Raw genomic sequence first — 17,489 nt, 5'->3', positions numbered from 1 at the left:
CCGCTTTGATAACTATCAAAGCGCATACTTCCTGTATTTATTTTGACCTGTCTGTCAAATTTTTTAGCACCGCCTTATGGCGGTGTTTTTTTATGCCCTGTATTCGTGTTCTTCAGACAATAACGGCTTAACGCTTCCTTATCTGCTCACTTACCCAGTCAAACAAAAACGCGCAGCGTGAGACAATTCAGGCTGCGCGTTTATAGGGTTTAAAAAACCACTATGGGCGATAGACTTTGACGTTACTAAAGCCTTGCTCTTGCAGGTAGAGCGCTTGTAAGCGACTCATCACCCCACGCTCACAGTAAAGCAGATACGTGTGCGACTGATCGAGATCGCCAAATTGCGTGGCTAGCTTGTAGAACGGGATGTGCTTAACCTCGACACCCTCTATTTCTAATGGCTTATCGTCTTCCTCTTCTGGACTACGAATATCCAAAACCACTGCGTGATCTTCCACCGCTTGAACTTGCTCAACTTCAGGCGCCGCTTGCTCTGTCTCTTTCGCAATATCTCGGATATCCATTTGACGCGCTTCGCGCACCACTTGCTCAAGAATATCAAAGTTGAAGTTGGCCTCTTCCGCTTCTAGCTTGCCTTTCACCGCTTTGACGGTTGGCTTTTTAGAGATCACCCCACAATATTCTGGCATGGTCTTAGCGAAATCTTCGGTGCCGATGTTACGCGCTAGGTTGATGATGTCTTCTTTGTCCCAGTTGATCAGCGGACGAAGAATCAAGGTATCGGTCACGCCGTCAATATGACGCAGGTTGGTTAAGGTTTGGCTTGATACTTGGCCAAGCGCCTCACCTGTGACCAAGGCCTGAATACCAAACTTCTCAGCAATCATACCGGCTGCGCGCATAAACATACGCTTTAGCACCACGCCCATTTGACCATCGTCGACCTTTTCCAAGATCTCTGCGACCACAGGTTCAAAATCGACCGAAATAAAGCGCACTTTGGCCGACGAGCCGTATTTGTTCCACAAGTAATAAGAGACTTGTTTAACGCCGATTTCATGCGCCGGACCGCCCAAGTTAAAGAAGCAGTAATGCACTTTTGAGCCACGCTTGATGTGCAGGTAGCTAGAAACACCGGAATCAAAACCACCTGAAATCAGGCTCAGCACATCTTCTTGCGTCCCTAATGGGAAGCCGCCCAAGCCTTTGTGGCGTGCGATCACTTGGTTAAGTTTGTCGCCTGCGACTTCAACCTTGACTGTTACATCTGGGTTTTGCAGCTTAACGCTGGCACTTTCCACCGCTTGGTTAAGGCCACCACCGACATAGCGTTCCAGTTCGATAGAGGTGAAATCATGCTTGCCACGACGCTTTGCGCGCACCACGAACGTCTTACCTTCAATGTTGGGGCGATTAAGTTCTAGCACTTGCTCGTAGATGTCGTGCAAGTCTTTAAACTCTGACTGCTTAACCTCTAAGATATGATGAATGCCCGGCGTGTGCGTCAACACTTCGATGGTTTCGTTGTAGTACTTATCAGACTCGGAGGTCACTTCGATGTGATCACGACGGTTAAATACCGCTACAGACTCCGTTCGGCTTTTGATAATGTTGCGAATATTACACTCTAGAATCTTGGTGAAGCGCTTGCGCACCGATTCACTTTTTACGAAGATTTCTGGATGGGGCTTAACAATAAATTTCATAGTTCACTTCACAAGTTCTGTTTCGCACATAAATAGAGGTTAGCCTTAACGCGTTGCGCTGGCTAAGGGCGCAGGATTATACACGAATGAGTGCTCATAAAAAAGACGAGCCATCGCTCGCCTTTTGACCATTCTCGATGACGCTAAGTTTCCGCCTCACGAATCGCGCTTTTATCCTAACTATTTTTGCCCTGACTACTTTTGCTTACTTTTGCTTTAGCTTAGTTGTCCAGTACAGGCACTTCATCACTGAGCAGGGCTTCCCCTTGCAAGATGCTGATTTCAACTCGGCGATTGCGTGAGCGCTGCGCTTCGGTGTCATTAGGTCCGAGCGGCTGAGTATCCGCCATACCACGCACTTCTAAACGGCTATGGTCAAACCCTCTCACACGCTCCATTTCCTGTGCTACTGATACCGCACGCTGGGCGGAGAGATCCCAGTTCGAGCGGTAGAGCTCCGAATCCAACCTTTGGTTGTCCGTATGACCAGAGACGCGCACCACACCAGGAATGTCTTTAACAAGATCCGCTATCTGGCGCACTAAAGGACGGAACTTCGGCTGCAAGAAGGCAGAACCTTCAGGGAAGGCACCTTTTTCACGAATTCGGATATCGATCTGTTGGCCAAGATTTTCTACCTCAATCGCCCCTTGCTCAATTTCACGTTCTAGCGCTTTCTTGATGCTTTCCATCAAGGTTTCAAGCTCTTGTGACTTCTCTGCCGATTGCTGTTGTTCGTTGTCTGATTCAGAGTTCTGGTTGTCTTGCGTTGACGTGTCGGGTGATTTACCGCCAGTCAGCTTTCCTTTGTCACGTTGGGTTCCCCCGGCGCGATCGGACTCGCCTTCATGAAACTCCAGCGTTTGCTGAGTGATGTCGATGGTTTGCTGCATGATGACGTCAATCGGCGTTGGTTCAGGTCGACCTGGTCTGAACTCTTGAGCAATGATACTGGTCCCCTTCGGGATGTCTTTCACTTCCAAGCGGTTTTGCACACCAAACGCAAACTTCATTGATCCCGCGATCTGTTTGAACTTCAGTACGTCCATTTCAGAGAATGACAACAGCAGTACGAAGAAACACATGAGCAGCGACATCAAGTCGGCAAACGTCCCCATCCACAAGGGCAAGCCAGGTGGCGGACATTTGCAATCGTTCTCGTCGTCCATCTTTATTCCTTACTCGTTATCGACGTCAAGGGCACGCTTACCTTCATTGAGGTAATTTTTCAGATAGCTGTCGATAACACGAGGGTTCTGACCGTCTTGAATAGCCAGTACGCCATCCATGATCAAGCGACGGTTTAACTTCTCTTGTTCTCGGCGCAGGGAAAGTTTGTCGGCAATTGGGAAGAACACCATGTTAGACAAGATCGCCCCGTACAGCGTTGTCAACAACGCCACCGCCATAGCAGGACCGATCGCTTTGGGATCGTCCATGTTCGACAGCATCGCCACCAGACCGACCAAGGTACCAATCATACCCATCGCCGGTGCTACGTCACCAAAGGCGCGAAATACGCTGGTACCAAATTCATGTCGTTCGTCCGTCAAGGAGATGTCTTTTTGCAACGCGGCGCGCACGACATCGGCGTCATGACCGTCGACCAATAAGTCGATGCCCTTTTGCATGAAACTGTTGGTAATTTCCATCTCTTCGAGTGCAAGGAAGCCACCTTTACGAGCAGCGTCAGCCATTTCGACCACTTTAGCGATGAGATCTTCTGGCTCGTCCACCTTGAACATGAAGGCTTTGCCAGCAATCTTCGCCGCGCCAAAGAATTGCCCCATGGTAAACTTCATCAGTACAACAAAGGTCGAACCGCCGACCACGATCAATATCGATGTGACATCGATAAACATCATGATGCTTCCGCCAAGTATCATTGCCATGATGACGAAGGCAAATCCGCCAAGCAATCCCAAAAGCGTTGCTAAATCCACAAAGCACTCCTCATGCTAACTCCAAGCTTCTACCAAATTATATCGGCAACATGTTCAGATCTTTAGTTTTTTATAAGTTGCGCGTCACAACATCCATCTTTGCTTGACCGAAGCCACCGCGCAAGCTCGATTTTTCTGACAAATTTACTCGGTTAAATTTGACCATCATTGGCGGCTAAGGTAACTTTCGTCCATCTTTACAAATGTAGAAAAGTTATGGCGAGCAAGAAACCCGAAAATATGACATTCGAGGCAACAATTGAAGAACTGGATACAATTGTTGCAAATTTAGAGAATGGCGATTTATCGCTCGACGACGCATTAAAGAAATTCGAACGCGGCATCACTCTTGCTCGTGCTGGTCAAGCTAAATTGAGCGATGCAGAACAACGTGTCAGCCTGCTACTTCGTAATGACGATGACGCACCGCTCGTTGATTTTGATGCCCAGCCTGAATAACGGTTTTAGAAGATTCTCCTATGATTGAGGCCTTAACCTCTCTTCAACAGCGCAATAACGCTCAGCTGCAAGCTTGGCTCGATCGCTACCCACACCAGCATCTTCCGCTACTGGAGGCCATGCGCTATGGCTTACTGCTTGGTGGAAAACGCGCGCGACCTTTTTTAGTGTACATCACCGGCCAGATGCTCGGATGTGAGTTGGAGTCATTGGACACGCCTGCAGCGGCGGTGGAATGCATCCACGCTTATTCCTTGATTCATGACGACCTACCCGCGATGGATGACGATGAGCTTCGCCGTGGCCAACCGACTTGCCACATTAAGTTCGACGAAGCGACCGCTGTGCTCACGGGTGACGCATTGCAAACGCTCGCCTTTACCATTTTAGCGCAAGGTCCATTACACCCTGAGGCCGAAAGTCTGCGTATAAAGATGGTACAGGAGTTGGCGAATGCCTCGGGCGCCAATGGCATGTGTTTAGGTCAAGCGTTGGATTTAGCAGCGGAAAACCGCGCCGTGTCTCTTGAGGAGCTCGAAAACATCCATCGGAACAAGACCGGGGCACTGATGAAGTCTGCAATTCGTCTTGGCGCACTCGCCGCCGGTGAACGAGGAGTCGAGGTACTGCCACATCTTGATCGTTACGCCGATGCCATTGGACTGGCGTTTCAAGTCCAAGATGACATTTTGGACATCATCAGTGATACGCAAACGCTCGGCAAACCGCAAGGCTCAGACCAAGCGCTCAACAAAAGTACCTATCCCGCTTTGCTAGGATTAGAGGGAGCCATCAACAAAGCTCACACTCTGTTTAATGAGGCGCTTCAAGCATTGGAAGCGATCCCCTACAATACAGAATTACTGGAAGAGTTCGCCCGATATGTCATCGAGCGCAAGAACTAACACTATAAGCGCGCATAACTATGACTCTTGATATTTCAAAGTATCCGACACTTGCACTGGCTGACACACCGCAGGAGCTACGCTCGCTGCCGAAAGATGTGCTGACAGCGTTGTGTGACGAGCTACGCACCTACTTACTCAACTCGGTGAGCCAATCGAGTGGTCACCTTGCCTCCGGCCTTGGTACGGTGGAACTCACGGTCGCTTTACACTATGTCTACAATACGCCATTTGACAAGTTGATTTGGGACGTGGGTCATCAAGCTTACCCACACAAGATTCTAACGGGTCGCCGTGAACAAATGCCGACTATTCGTCAAAAAGACGGTCTGCACCCCTTTCCTTGGCGTGAAGAGAGTGAGTATGACACCCTCTCTGTCGGACACTCATCCACATCGATCAGTGCTGCGCTCGGCATGGCGATCAGCGCTGGGCGTGAAGGGAAAGATCGTAAAGTCGTTAGCGTGATTGGTGATGGTGCCATCACCGCAGGTATGGCGTTTGAAGCGATGAACCACGCCGGTGACGTTCACCCTGACATGCTGGTGATCCTCAACGACAATGAAATGTCCATTTCAGAAAACGTTGGTGCACTTAACAACCACCTTGCGCAAGTGCTGTCTGGCAGCTTGTACACCTCGATTCGTGAAGGGGGCAAAAAAGTCCTCTCTGGCGTACCGCCGATTAAAGAGCTGGTTCGTCGTACCGAAGAGCATCTAAAAGGCATGGTGGTACCAGGGACTCTGTTTGAAGAGCTGGGCTTTAACTACATTGGTCCTGTTGACGGCCATGACGTTAATGAACTAGTGAAAACGCTGAAAAACATGCGTGAACTCAGTGGGCCGCAGTTTTTGCATATCATGACCAAAAAAGGCAAAGGTTATGAACCCGCAGAAAAAGATCCCATCGGTTATCACGGTGTGCCTAAATTTGATCCAAGCCACAGCTCGCTGCCAAAAAGCAGCGGCGGTAAGCCGACATTCTCAAAAATCTTCGGTGACTTCCTGTGTGACATGGCGGCCATCGACCCGAAATTGATGGCCATCACGCCAGCCATGCGCGAAGGCTCCGGTATGGTGCGCTTCTCTAAAGAGTTCCCCAAACAGTATTTCGACGTTGCGATCGCAGAGCAGCATGCTGTGACACTAGCAACGGGCATGGCGATTGCGGGCAATCACCCTATCGTCGCGATCTACTCGACCTTCTTGCAGCGCGGTTACGATCAACTGATTCATGACGTCGCGATCATGGATTTGCCCGTCATGTTTGCCATCGATCGCGCTGGTCTGGTGGGCGCTGACGGTCAGACCCACCAAGGGGCGTTTGACTTAAGCTTTATGCGTTGCATTCCGAATATGGTCATCATGGCGCCGAGTGATGAGAATGAATGCCGACAAATGCTTTACACCGGCCATCAGCATCAAGGTCCTAGTGCCGTTCGTTATCCGAGAGGCAGCGGCATGGGCGTTGAGATTGAAACCGAGTTCACGGCACTGGAGATCGGTAAAGGGCGAGTGGTTCGTCAATCTCGCCACTCTCAAGAGGGCCCGAGTGTCGCTATCTTGAGTTTTGGTACCTTCCTTGCGAACGCACTCGAGGCGGCTGAGGGCCTAGATGCCACAGTTGCTGACATGCGCTTTGTTAAACCGCTTGATGAAGCTCTGATTCGTGAACTGGCAGCGCAACACGATGTGCTGGTTACCATTGAAGAAAACGCGATTGCGGGCGGCGCAGGTGCAGGCGTGATTGAGTTCATGATGAAGAATAAGCTACTCAAACCTGTGCTTAACCTGGGTTTACCGGATGAGTTTATTGCTCAAGGTACACAAGAAGAGTTGCATCAAGAGCTTGGCCTAGATGCAAAGGGCATAGAGCGCGCGATTCGCGATTATCTTGCTTGCTAAGCGCGTACTTTACCATTTCACGCACTTGCCCTAACAATTCAAGCCATAACAATTCAAGTCATAAAAGAGCGCAGACCCAGTCTGCGCTCTTTGCGTTTGTGTTCTCATCAATCCGTTAAACGTTCGAGCGGCCAAGACATCGACGCCATGATCCTCAGCCAACACTCATCGACTGGCGCAACGATGGTAATGGGCTCTTGGGTATAAGGATGAACAAAACTCAACCGCGAGGCATGCAGCATCAACCTGTGTGCATCAAAGACGTCACGAAATAATCGATTATGCTTACCATCACCATGTGTAGTATCACCGACGATAGGGTGCCTCAGGTGGGCCATATGGCGTCTAAGCTGGTGCTTGCGACCGGTAAGAGGCTTTAACTCCATTAACGCGTAGCGAGACGTAGGGAACGGTCCTGTGGAATAAGGCACCTCCGCTGTTGCCAGTGGACGATAATCGGTAATGGCCTCTTGCGCTTCCTTTTCTTGGCTCGCGAACTTGTCGGCGATTTTATCCAACTCTAACTTAAGCGCGTAGTCGAGGCGAGCCGCCTCATGAATCCAACCGCGCACAACGGCATGGTACGTTTTCTCCATTTGATGTTCAGCGAACATCGGCATCGCCTCTGCTGCCACTTCACTGGACAACGCAAACATCAGCACGCCCGATGTGGGTCTATCTAAGCGATGAAGAGGAAATACATGCTGACCAATTTGATCGCGAAGCGTCTGCATCACAAATTGCGTTTCGTGTTTGTCCAGCCAACTGCGGTGCACCAACATACCCGCAGGCTTATTGACCGCGACAAAATACGCATCTTGGTAAAGAATCTCTAGCGTCATTGACACACCTCATCCACCTGTCTTATCAGTTCAATCAACGGCTGATAGTCGCTGTTTGACTGCCAACACTGCTCAAAATAGGGCGCGATAGCAAAACCGCTCGGAAGAGGCTCACCGTTCTCGATCATTGCGGTCATTTTGTCGACAAAGATCCATTGAAGCCATGCTTCAGGCGCAAGCTTATCCATCGCAAAGGGCTGTGCGCTCACAAATTGTGACTCATCAGGTCGAGTATGTTGCCAGAGTTGTAATGCTTGCAGTTGCGCTTGAATAGACGCAAACAAGGTGAGCAATTGTTGTTGCTGTGTCATAAACCTAAACGTGAAACCTTGAAATTAATGATAAGAGTACCATTTATAGAGGAAAGAAAGTTAGGACAATTCATCGATGGATACCATTCACTCACTCACTGACCTGCTGAAAAACAGCCATTGCGACTACCGTGTCTTCGATTTAGGCCGTCGCATCAGCGTCATTGATGCTCAGACATTTTCTGATGTGGAACAAGGACAGAAACCCTACCCTTACCCACTTCAACGTAAAGCACACCTCGCGATCGCCTATTGGAATGAACACAAGCAACCTTGGATTTGGTTTTTAAAATTCGAGTTGGATGAGCGTGGCTTGTTTCAACAAGCGGACATTGGCCAATTTATTAAATACGTCATCGAGGCGATGGGCTCACGCTTACATCAAGAGATGAGTGAGGAGCAGCAACAGAAGCTATCCAACAACCCCTATACGTTCAAACCCAGCGATGACAAGATGGCGGTTTTCCATAGTCAAATTCGCGCTGAGCTCGACCTTCCTTGTAGTCAGTACTATGAACACGCGCAACACTATTTCTCAGGTGGATTAGGCTTTGAACAGTGGCAGACTGTCGGGCTTCAAGGGATCAGTGATATGTGCGCACGTCTAGGAAGTGACCAAAATGGCGAGCATATACGTAAGTCCCTCACATCGCTACCTAGCCAGCCCCTGTATGCTCTGCTTGGGGTTCTCGAACATACATCACCACTACCAAGCAAATTAGCCGAGCGACTCAGTGAAATGGCGCACAAGGAGATGGAGACCAAAACGCCGGATCTGTTTTTGCTCTCCGCACTGACTCGCGCCTTATCGGGCAGTCACCATCAACTGAGTCACCGCTTGGTTGAAACCCTCTTAGCCTCGCCACTGCTCAGTCATCAAGAAGTGCTCATCGCTATCGCTGGCCGCTGCTGGCACTGGCTGTCAGATCAAGACATCGCAGAGCAGTTCTTGCTGAGACTGGCGCAAACTGGTAATCAAACACTCTTTAATCAGCTGTTTGCCGATTTGGTGATGCTACCAGAGCTGCGTATGGTCCTGCTGCCGTTGCTCCACACTAGCCCCTCCCCTGAGTTGGCTCAAGCGCTGCTGAACCTTCAGAAAGCGACCAAAGCCGAATAGAAAAGAGGGCGTATGATTGACAACTTACTGGCCATCTTGGCACTGAGCTTTGGCTGCTTTATTTTTTGGCAACATCGTCGCCAGGCCGAGATCGCCAAAGCGATCGCCATACGTAAGTGCGACCAATTAGGCTTACAGCTCTTAAGTGTGGCGCTAGATGGACACAAACTAAAAACGCCACAAGGTCAGTGGCGTTGGCATACGATTTACCTGTTTGAATTTTCGTCGCTTGGTGACGACTGTTATCAAGGAAAGATCACCATGCAAGGGTTTCACCTGCGTGATATCTGGTTAGAGCCACATCGCCTGTAGACGCACTAGGGATTAAACCCGTAGCGCCGCTGGACTAACGTCCGTAGGCAAAAGCATCGATAGGAAAAAGCGTGGAATAAGAAAAGCCCCGATACTTACGTATCGGGGCTATAGTCTTACTCGCAGCAGTCCGGCTACAAAAGGTGCTCCATGCATCTTCCTTAATAGTGACTGTGATCCGTCAGTCTCTTCCTACTTCGCCATCCTAGCGGTGTCCTGTTTGTCCTTTGTGCTAACCTTCCCCGTTAGCGCTCATCACTTGTTCCTTGAGCGGTGTCCTTGGCATCTTCCTGATGCTGTCCTGCCTCATCCTAGAGGGGTCCATTTCGTTCCTTGATCGCTAATGTCCTATCAGCGAAACCGTGTCCGTACGGCTATCCTAGCATCCTGCGCGATTGTCCATCCTGGTCAATCTCTCTTCATCCTGAAGTGTGCAATCCGTGCTGTTTCCTGTTCCGTGTCAGCATCCTTCCGACAGGGATTAATTTACGTGATTGACGATTTTGGACAAGTCTGATGGTCATTTTTTTTATGTTTACAACTCATAAACAACATAAATAATCAAATACTATCAGTTATTTAGATTGCACTATTGATATAAGAGCTAACAAAATGACGAATTTTTCTCACACGCTTTGTGCGAGATCTCGCACACGCAATTACCAAATTTTCTATTCGTTTTCTTCATCGCCGACGAGTATCATGTGATCGATTACACACAAGGAGTCACTATGCTTACTCAGGATGTGAGCCAAGAGCTCAAACAGGTATTAGAACAACTCAGCCAAGAAGGCAAAGAGCCGACGGTTGCCTTGGTCAAAGCCCGACTTTCTACTCCCATTCCCATGCCAGCGCTGATCACAACGATTAAAAGCTGGAAATCGTCACAGCGCGTACCAAAAGTTGAAGTCGCGGCCAAGCCGCCGCTTGAAGAAGATCGCGTTGCTCAACTTGAGCAGCAAGTACGCGAGCTCACCGCCCGATTAGCGGCCATTGAAGCGAAGCTAGGCTTATAATCCAACGAGCCCGACAAATAAAAAGGCTTGGCATTTCACTGCCAAGCCTTTGTTTGTATACGTTAGCGTAATGCTAAGATTACCAGCCCGTCACTTCGCGTAGACCTTTACCGATCTCAGCCAGTGATTTCACCGTCTTAACACCTGCCGCTTCAAGCGCAGCAAATTTATCTTCCGCTGTTCCTTTACCACCTGAAATGATCGCACCCGCGTGGCCCATACGTTTGCCAGGAGGCGCAGTGACACCCGCGATGTAAGAGACAACTGGCTTAGTGACATTTTCTTTAATGTACGCCGCCGCTTCTTCTTCCGCAGTACCGCCGATCTCACCGATCATGACAATCGCTTCCGTTTCAGGGTCTTCTTGGAACAATTTCAGGATATCAATGAAGTTTGAACCTGGAATTGGGTCGCCGCCGATACCCACACATGTTGACTGACCAAAGCCTTCGTCTGTCGTCTGCTTAACCGCTTCGTAAGTAAGCGTGCCAGAACGAGACACAATACCGACTTTACCCTTCTTATGAATGTGACCCGGCATGATACCGATCTTACATTCGTCAGGAGTAATAACGCCTGGACAGTTTGGACCAATCATGCGAACGCCGGTTTCTTCCAACTTCACTTTCACGTCGATCATGTCCGTGGTTGGGATGCCTTCGGTAATGGTAACGATAAGCTCAATACCCGCGTCGATCGCTTCTAAGATCGCGTCTTTACAGAACGGTGCTGGTACATAAATCACAGTGGCTGTTGCGCCTGTCGCCTCAACCGCTTCACGTACGGTATTGAATACCGGTAGGCCGAGGTGAGTTTGGCCACCTTTGCCCGGAGAAACGCCACCGACCATTTGCGTGCCGTAAGCAATCGCTTGTTCAGAGTGGAAAGTGCCTTGACCGCCGGTGAAACCCTGACAAATTACTTTGGTGTCTTTGTTAATTAGTACAGACATTATTTGCCCTCCGCAGCAGCAACAACTTTCTGAGCTGCGTCGGTGAGCGACTCAGCTGCAATGATATCAACATCAGAATTCGCAAGCACTTCACGACCGAGATCGGCGTTTGTACCTTCTAAACGAACCACAACCGGTACGTTTACACCTACTTCTTTAACCGCACCGATGATGCCCTCTGCGATCATGTCACAGCGCACGATACCACCAAAGATGTTGACGAGTACGGCTTTAACATTGTCATCAGATAAGATGATCTTAAAGGCTTCAGCAACACGCTCTTTCGTCGCGCCGCCACCCACATCTAGGAAGTTTGCAGGCTTGCCACCATGTAGGTTAACGATATCCATCGTACCCATCGCTAGGCCAGCACCATTGACCATACAGCCAACGTTACCATCAAGGGCAACGTAGTTAAGCTCCCACTGAGCAGCGTGAGCTTCACGCTCATCTTCTTGTGAAGGATCGTGCATTTCACGCAGTTTAGGCTGACGGTAAAGTGCGTTGGAGTCGATGTTAATCTTACCGTCTAAGCAAAGCAGGCTGCCTTCACCGGTAATCACCAACGGGTTGATCTCAAGCAGAGCAAGATCATATTGAGAGAACATAGTGCCAAGACCCATAAAGATCTTCACAAATTGTTTAATTTGGTCACCTTCAAGGCCAAGTTTGAAGGCAAGTTCACGGCCTTGATAAGCTTGAGGGCCAACCAATGGGTCAATCGCCGCTTTGTGGATCAGTTCTGGCGTTTCTTCTGCCACTTTCTCGATTTCCACACCGCCTTCGGTTGAGGCCATAAATACGATTTTACGACTTGCACGGTCGACGACTGCGCCAAGGTAGAGTTCATTGGCGATGTTAGACGCTTCTTCAACCAAGATCTTAGTAACCGGTTGGCCATTCGCATCAGTTTGGTAAGTCACTAGGTTCTTACCTAGCCACTTTTGCGCAAACTCTTTTACGCCGTCTTTGGTTTCGTGCAGTTCTACACCGCCCGCTTTACCACGTCCACCCGCGTGAACCTGACATTTGACTACTTTCTTGGTTGTCGAAATTCGACCGGCTGCTTCGTACGCTTCTTGAGGCGTGCTGCACGCGTAACCTTTAGGTACAGGCAAACCGAATTCTGCAAACAGCTGTTTGGCTTGATATTCATGCAAATTCATTTTGATATTCCGTTTATGTTCCCTTAAGGGATTATTATTTCCATAACGTCGCAGCGAACTGCATTACGTCTGTAGGGTCTTCTCAAATCAACCGCATATCTCGTTACCGACACTGCGATTCAAATGAAGGCCAGACAGTTGAGCGAGTCTAGCCTTTGAAACTTTAGACGTCTAGCTATCTAAGACAGCTAGACGTTTCAGCGATATTAAACGTCTAATAACAGACGTGCAGGATCTTCCAATAGCTCTTTGATGGTCACTAGGAAGCCAACGGATTCACGGCCATCAATCAGACGGTGGTCGTATGAAAGCGCGAGATACATCATCGGCAAGATCTCGACTTTACCATCCACCGCCATTGGACGATCTTGAATTTTATGCATACCCAAGATTGCTGACTGAGGTGGGTTGATGATTGGCGTTGACATCAATGACCCAAATACACCACCGTTAGTGATAGTGAAGTTACCGCCCATCAATTCGTCGACCGTCAACTTGCCATCACGACCTTTAATCGCAAGCTCTTTGATGCCTTTCTCGATATCGGCAAAGCCTAGAGTGTCACAGTCTTTCAATACTGGCGTCACTAGGCCACGTGGCGTCGATACCGCCATGCTGATGTCGAAGTAGTTGTGGTAAACGATATCGTCACCATCAATTGACGCGTTCACTTCTGGGAAACGCTTCAATGCTTCCGTCACCGCTTTGACGTAGAAAGACATAAAGCCAAGGCGAGTGCCGTGGCGCTCTTCGAACTGATCTTTGTACTGTTTACGCAGGTCCATGATAGGTTTCATGTTCACTTCGTTAAACGTTGTCAGCATCGCGGTGTTGTTCTTCGCTTCCAGTAGACGGTTTGCCACTGTCTTACGAAGACGCGTCATAGGCACACGTTTTTGGCTACGTGCCGCTGCTGGCGCTTCAACGGCTGCAGGTGCTGCCGCTTGAGGTGCTGCTTTCGCGTTCGCAAGGTGCGCTTCAACATCTTCACGCGTGATGCGACCACCTACTCCCGTGCCTTTGACTTGGCTTGCTTCAAGGCCATGCTCACCGAGCAGGCGACGCACTGCTGGGCTAAGTGCATCGTTGCTTTCTTCGCTCAACGATGCCTTGTGACGCTTGTCTGGTGACGCTTCTGACGCTTCTGTCGTGTCAGTCGTTGGCTCACCGGCGACCGCACCTGGCTTAAGTTTGGCAAGAAGCTGCTTAGAGAGCACGGTTGCGCCTTCGACTTCAATAATGGCTTCAAGTACACCCGCTTCTGGCGCTGGGACTTCTAGAACCACTTTGTCCGTTTCAATATCCACCAACACCTCGTCACGCTCTACAACGTCACCAGGTTGTTTGTGCCACGTCGCGACCGTAGCGTCAGCAACAGATTCAGGTAAATCTGGAACCAGAATTTCAATTGTCATATCGGTTTCTTCCTTTAACTTCTAGTTCTTAATCCGAAGTTTTTGTATTCACGTTTAGCGCGTCTTCAACTAGCGCCTTTTGCTGTTTCAAGTGTACTGACATATAGCCGACCGCAGGAGATGCTGACGCAGGACGGCCTGCGTATTTAAGATCTGCGCCTTTCGGAATAGCAGCACGGAAGTTGTGTTGACTGCAGTACCAAGCCCCTTGGTTTTGTGGCTCTTCCTGACACCAGACAAAATCTTCCACGTTGGTGTATTGTTCGATAGCGGCTTTCACCTCTTCCAGCGGGAATGGGTAAAGCTGTTCGATACGAACAATCGCGACGTCGTCTTGTTCATTGCTACGACGCTGCTCAAGCAGATCAAAGTAGACCTTACCGGAACAGAACACGACACGTTTCACTTTGGCTGGCTCTAAGTTGTCGATTTCGCCAATTGCCGCTTGGAATGTGCCATCGGCCAATTCATCCATGGTAGACGTACACAAAGGATGACGCAGCAACGACTTCGGAGACATCACAATCAGAGGACGACGCATCGGGCGAACCACTTGACGGCGAATCATGTGGTACACCTGAGCTGGCGTAGACGGCACAACCACTTGCATGTTTTGCTCTGCACATAGCTGTAGATAACGTTCTAGGCGTGCAGAAGAGTGCTCTGGTCCTTGACCTTCATAACCGTGTGGCAACAACATCGTCAAACCACACAAACGGGCCCACTTCTGTTCACCTGACGAGATAAACTGGTCAATCACGACCTGCGCGCCGTTGGCAAAGTCACCAAACTGCGCTTCCCATAGCGTCAGGCCGCCCGGCTCAGCGGTCGCATAACCATATTCAAACGCAAGCACGGCTTCTTCAGACAGCACCGAGTCAAATACCTGGAACGGGCCTTGTTTGTCGTGGATGTTAGACAGTGGCACATACGTGCTGGCGTCCGCTTGGTTGTGCAGTACTGCATGACGGTGGAAGAAGGTGCCACGACCTGAATCCTGACCGGAGATACGAATTCGCTTACCATCGTCAACCAAGGTGGCATAGGCTAAGGTTTCAGCCATACCCCAGTCGACCGCTTTCTCACCGCTTAACATAGCTTGACGATCGTTGTAGAGCTTATTCACTCGGCTCTGGAGCTTGTGGCTCTCTGGGTACTGACAAATACGTTTGCCTAGTTCAAGCAGACGCGCTTTATCAAAGGTATTGCTCCACGGCATATCCCACTCGTGTCCAAGGTATGGAGACCAGTCCACTGAGTGCAGAGCCATCGGGCGCCACTCTTTGACCACCACTTCACCACGATCAAGCGCATCACGGTATTCATTGACCAGTTGCGTGGCCACGTCGATACCGAAATCACCGCGCTCCATCAACACATCGGCGTAGAGCTTACGTGGTGTTGGATGCTTCTTAATTTTTTGATACATCAGCGGCTGAGTCGCGTTCGGCTCGTCCGCTTCGTTGTGACCGTGACGACGGTAACACACCAGGTCAATCACCACATCGCGTTTGAATTCGTTACGGTAGTCAAGGGCGATACGCGTCACAAACGCCACCGCTTCTGGATCGTCTGCGTTGACATGGAAGATCGGTGCTTGGACCATCTTAGCGATGTCCGTACAGTACATGGTTGAGCGCGTATCTCTTGGGTTAGACGTCGTAAAGCCGACTTGGTTGTTCACCACGATACGAACCGTACCACCCACTTGGAAGCCGCGTGCTTGAGACATGTTGAACGTCTCTGCCACGACACCTTGACCGGCAATCGCTGAGTCACCGTGAATGGTGATTGGCAAAACGGTACTGCCGTCTTTATCACCTAAACGGTCTTGACGTGCACGTACTGAGCCCATGACAACTGGGTTGACGATTTCAAGGTGAGACGGGTTAAAAGCAAGCGCGAGGTGGACATCACCACCTGGGGTAGCGAAGTCAGCAGAGAAGCCTTGATGGTATTTCACATCACCCGTTCCCCATGTTTCGTCGTGTTTGCCCGCAAATTCATCAAACAAATCTTGTGGCTTTTTACCGAGCACGTTGACCAACATGTTCAAACGGCCACGGTGCGCCATACCAATCACGACTTCACGCATACCACTTGAGCCTGCGTGACGAATCAGCTCTTTGGTCATAGGGATTAGGGCATCCCCACCTTCGAGTGAGAAACGCTTCGCGCCAGGGAACTTCGCGCCAAGGTAACGCTCTAGGCCTTCCGCTGCGGTAAGCTCGTCAAGGAATGTTCGCTTCTCGTCTTGGCTGAACGTCGGCTGGCCGACGACCGACTCGAGACGTTGTTGAATCCAACGCTTTTGCTCGGTGTCGGTCATGTGCATGTATTCAGCACCCACTGAACCACAGTAGATTTTTTTCAGCGAAGAGTAGATGTCTTTCAACGGCATGGTCTCTTGACCAATAGCAAATGAACCTACGTTGAAGGATTCTTCTAGATCGTCTTCTGTGAGAGAGTGGAAAGCAGGATCAAGCTCAGCCACAGGTGGGCGCTGCCATAATCCTAGGGGGTCTAATTGAGCCGCTTCGTGTCCACGAAAGCGGTAAGCATTAATTAACTGAAGTACTTTTACTTGTTTAGCGTCGACATCTGGATCACTAACTTGGACATTGTAATGCTTTGTTTCTTGAGCGAGTCGTCGGAAGTAGTCACGGACACGCGAATGTGGCTGTTCAACCACTTCATTGTCAGGCTTGGGCAAGCCATCGAATACGCGTTTCCACTCCTCACTTACCAGATCGGGATCACTTAGATACAGTTCGTAGAGGTCCTCTACATACGTTGCATTGGCGCCAGCCAAGTGTGAAGACTCGAGCCATGCCTTCATCACGCCGTTGTGCATATTTTCCCTTAACCAGTAGTTTTCACGTTTGCTTCGGTCTGCGCCGAGCTAATAAGAGCCGGTCACGACATTATGACCGGCAATTTTATTATCCATTAAACCGAGCGGTTCACGAGCATGGTCTTAATGTGACCAATCGCTTTCGTCGGATTTAACCCTTTCGGACAAACACTTACACAGTTCATGATGCCGTGGCAACGGAAAACGCTAAATGCGTCATCAAGATTTGATAAGCGTTCATCTGTTGCCGTATCGCGGCTGTCAATCAGCCAACGGTAAGCGGCAAGTAGGCCCGCTGGGCCGATGAATTTATCAGGATTCCACCAGAAAGACGGACAGGATGTCGTACAACATGCACACATAATACATTCGTACAATCCATCCAAATGAGCACGTTCATCAGGAGATTGTAGGTTCTCTCTTGATGGGGGAAGTGCGCCGTCGTCAATCAAGAATGGCTTAACTTTCGCATAGTTATCATAGAACTGCGTCATGTCAACGATTAGATCACGCACGACAGGCAATCCCGGCAGTGGACGGATGACAATCTTGTCACCTTGCAATGCCGATAGTGGTGTAATGCAGGCTAATCCGTTTTTACCATTCATGTTCAGACCGTCA

The 17,489-nt window shown here is 49.7% G+C and carries 16 protein-coding genes; 6 read left to right on the top strand and 10 right to left on the bottom strand.

The genetic code is table 11. From position 1 onward, the window contains the following. Positions 1–220: 220 nt before the first annotated feature. The 3 genes from thiI to pomA all read right to left on the bottom strand — a co-directional run bounded on the left by thiI (position 221) and on the right by pomA (position 3,612). Positions 221–1,669 (bottom strand): tRNA uracil 4-sulfurtransferase ThiI, encoded by a 1,449-nt coding sequence (gene thiI, locus AC6R0R_RS05345; RefSeq protein ID WP_500625973.1) that lies wholly within the window; start codon positions 1,667–1,669, stop codon positions 221–223. Between the two features lie 221 nt (positions 1,670–1,890). Continuing rightward, positions 1,891–2,838 (bottom strand): flagellar motor protein MotB, encoded by a 948-nt coding sequence (locus tag AC6R0R_RS05340; protein WP_500625972.1) that lies wholly within the window; start codon positions 2,836–2,838, stop codon positions 1,891–1,893. A gap of 9 nt (positions 2,839–2,847) precedes the next feature. After that, on the bottom strand, positions 2,848–3,612 hold the full coding sequence (gene pomA / locus AC6R0R_RS05335; RefSeq protein WP_334555215.1) for a flagellar motor protein PomA: 765 nt from the start codon (positions 3,610–3,612) through the stop codon (positions 2,848–2,850). A 216-nt stretch (positions 3,613–3,828) separates the two neighbouring features. On the opposite strand from pomA, the gene xseB reads away from it, so the two are divergent. The 3 genes from xseB to dxs are packed head-to-tail and all read left to right on the top strand — an operon-like array spanning position 3,829 to position 6,880. Continuing rightward, on the top strand, positions 3,829–4,071 hold the full coding sequence (gene xseB, locus AC6R0R_RS05330; RefSeq protein ID WP_500625971.1) for an exodeoxyribonuclease VII small subunit: 243 nt from the start codon (positions 3,829–3,831) through the stop codon (positions 4,069–4,071). A gap of 20 nt (positions 4,072–4,091) precedes the next feature. Continuing rightward, positions 4,092–4,976 carry a (2E,6E)-farnesyl diphosphate synthase gene (gene ispA, locus AC6R0R_RS05325; RefSeq protein ID WP_500625970.1) on the top strand — a complete coding sequence of 295 codons (885 nt, stop codon included), beginning with the start codon at positions 4,092–4,094 and terminating at the stop codon, positions 4,974–4,976. Positions 4,977–4,996: 20 nt separating this feature from the next. Continuing rightward, entirely contained in the window at positions 4,997–6,880 is a 1,884-nt protein-coding gene (dxs, locus tag AC6R0R_RS05320; protein WP_500625969.1) for a 1-deoxy-D-xylulose-5-phosphate synthase, read from the top strand. 107 nt (positions 6,881–6,987) lie between these two features. Here the strand turns inward: dxs and truC are convergent, their stop codons facing one another. Then, on the bottom strand, positions 6,988–7,722 hold the full coding sequence (gene truC, locus AC6R0R_RS05315) for a tRNA pseudouridine(65) synthase TruC (protein ID WP_500625968.1): 735 nt from the start codon (positions 7,720–7,722) through the stop codon (positions 6,988–6,990). Beyond that, on the bottom strand, positions 7,719–8,033 hold the full coding sequence (locus AC6R0R_RS05310; RefSeq protein ID WP_500625967.1) for a YqcC family protein: 315 nt from the start codon (positions 8,031–8,033) through the stop codon (positions 7,719–7,721). The genes truC and AC6R0R_RS05310 overlap by 4 nt, the downstream gene beginning before the upstream one ends. Before the next feature lie 76 nt (positions 8,034–8,109). On the opposite strand from AC6R0R_RS05310, the gene AC6R0R_RS05305 reads away from it, so the two are divergent. The 3 genes from AC6R0R_RS05305 (at position 8,110) to AC6R0R_RS05295 (ending at position 10,481) form a co-directional block, all read left to right on the top strand. Further along, positions 8,110–9,153 carry a DUF3549 family protein gene (locus tag AC6R0R_RS05305; protein ID WP_500625966.1) on the top strand — a complete coding sequence of 348 codons (1,044 nt, stop codon included), beginning with the start codon at positions 8,110–8,112 and terminating at the stop codon, positions 9,151–9,153. 12 nt (positions 9,154–9,165) lie between these two features. Then, the gene (locus tag AC6R0R_RS05300) at positions 9,166–9,465 is read left to right on the top strand and encodes a DUF3301 domain-containing protein (RefSeq protein WP_334555208.1); all 300 of its coding nucleotides are present in this window, start codon (positions 9,166–9,168) and stop codon (positions 9,463–9,465) included. Positions 9,466–10,196: 731 nt separating this feature from the next. After that, positions 10,197–10,481 carry a hypothetical protein gene (locus AC6R0R_RS05295; protein ID WP_500625965.1) on the top strand — a complete coding sequence of 95 codons (285 nt, stop codon included), beginning with the start codon at positions 10,197–10,199 and terminating at the stop codon, positions 10,479–10,481. Between the two features lie 79 nt (positions 10,482–10,560). Here the strand turns inward: AC6R0R_RS05295 and sucD are convergent, their stop codons facing one another. The 5 genes from sucD to AC6R0R_RS05270 all read right to left on the bottom strand — a co-directional run. Continuing rightward, positions 10,561–11,433 (bottom strand): succinate--CoA ligase subunit alpha, encoded by an 873-nt coding sequence (gene sucD / locus AC6R0R_RS05290; RefSeq protein WP_334555206.1) that lies wholly within the window; start codon positions 11,431–11,433, stop codon positions 10,561–10,563. After that, complete coding sequence (sucC, locus tag AC6R0R_RS05285; RefSeq protein ID WP_334555205.1) at positions 11,433–12,599, bottom strand: ADP-forming succinate--CoA ligase subunit beta; 1,167 nt, start codon at positions 12,597–12,599, stop codon at positions 11,433–11,435. Before sucC ends, sucD begins: the two co-directional genes overlap by 1 nt. 206 nt (positions 12,600–12,805) lie before the next feature. Beyond that, positions 12,806–14,014 carry a 2-oxoglutarate dehydrogenase complex dihydrolipoyllysine-residue succinyltransferase gene (odhB, locus tag AC6R0R_RS05280; RefSeq protein ID WP_334555204.1) on the bottom strand — a complete coding sequence of 403 codons (1,209 nt, stop codon included), beginning with the start codon at positions 14,012–14,014 and terminating at the stop codon, positions 12,806–12,808. Between the two features lie 28 nt (positions 14,015–14,042). Then, complete coding sequence (gene sucA / locus AC6R0R_RS05275) at positions 14,043–16,868, bottom strand: 2-oxoglutarate dehydrogenase E1 component (RefSeq protein WP_487903181.1); 2,826 nt, start codon at positions 16,866–16,868, stop codon at positions 14,043–14,045. Between the two features lie 95 nt (positions 16,869–16,963). After that, a partial coding sequence (locus tag AC6R0R_RS05270; protein WP_500625964.1) for a succinate dehydrogenase iron-sulfur subunit occupies positions 16,964–17,489 on the bottom strand: 526 nt, incomplete at its 5' end.

The sequence above is a fragment of the Vibrio sp. R12-SW3-ISO1 genome (genome assembly GCF_059834005.1).
The sequence above is the reverse complement of the archived record's forward strand: the minus strand, read 5'-3'. Positions and strand labels throughout refer to the sequence as shown.

Bases quoted from the DNA above. Each gene is read 5' to 3' on its own strand.
- thiI (WP_500625973.1), bottom strand. From the start codon at position 1,669: ATGAAATTTATTGTTAAGCCCCATCCAGAAATCTTCGTAAAAAGTGAA.
- AC6R0R_RS05340 (WP_500625972.1), bottom strand. From the start codon at position 2,838: ATGGACGACGAGAACGATTGCAAATGTCCGCCACCTGGCTTGCCCTTG.
- xseB (WP_500625971.1), top strand. From the start codon at position 3,829: ATGGCGAGCAAGAAACCCGAAAATATGACATTCGAGGCAACAATTGAA.
- ispA (WP_500625970.1), top strand. From the start codon at position 4,092: ATGATTGAGGCCTTAACCTCTCTTCAACAGCGCAATAACGCTCAGCTG.
- dxs (WP_500625969.1), top strand. From the start codon at position 4,997: ATGACTCTTGATATTTCAAAGTATCCGACACTTGCACTGGCTGACACA.
- truC (WP_500625968.1), bottom strand. From the start codon at position 7,722: ATGACGCTAGAGATTCTTTACCAAGATGCGTATTTTGTCGCGGTCAAT.
- AC6R0R_RS05310 (WP_500625967.1), bottom strand. From the start codon at position 8,033: ATGACACAGCAACAACAATTGCTCACCTTGTTTGCGTCTATTCAAGCG.
- AC6R0R_RS05305 (WP_500625966.1), top strand. From the start codon at position 8,110: ATGGATACCATTCACTCACTCACTGACCTGCTGAAAAACAGCCATTGC.
- AC6R0R_RS05300 (WP_334555208.1), top strand. From the start codon at position 9,166: ATGATTGACAACTTACTGGCCATCTTGGCACTGAGCTTTGGCTGCTTT.
- AC6R0R_RS05295 (WP_500625965.1), top strand. From the start codon at position 10,197: ATGCTTACTCAGGATGTGAGCCAAGAGCTCAAACAGGTATTAGAACAA.
- sucD (WP_334555206.1), bottom strand. From the start codon at position 11,433: ATGTCTGTACTAATTAACAAAGACACCAAAGTAATTTGTCAGGGTTTC.
- sucC (WP_334555205.1), bottom strand. From the start codon at position 12,599: ATGAATTTGCATGAATATCAAGCCAAACAGCTGTTTGCAGAATTCGGT.
- odhB (WP_334555204.1), bottom strand. From the start codon at position 14,014: ATGACAATTGAAATTCTGGTTCCAGATTTACCTGAATCTGTTGCTGAC.
- sucA (WP_487903181.1), bottom strand. From the start codon at position 16,868: ATGCACAACGGCGTGATGAAGGCATGGCTCGAGTCTTCACACTTGGCT.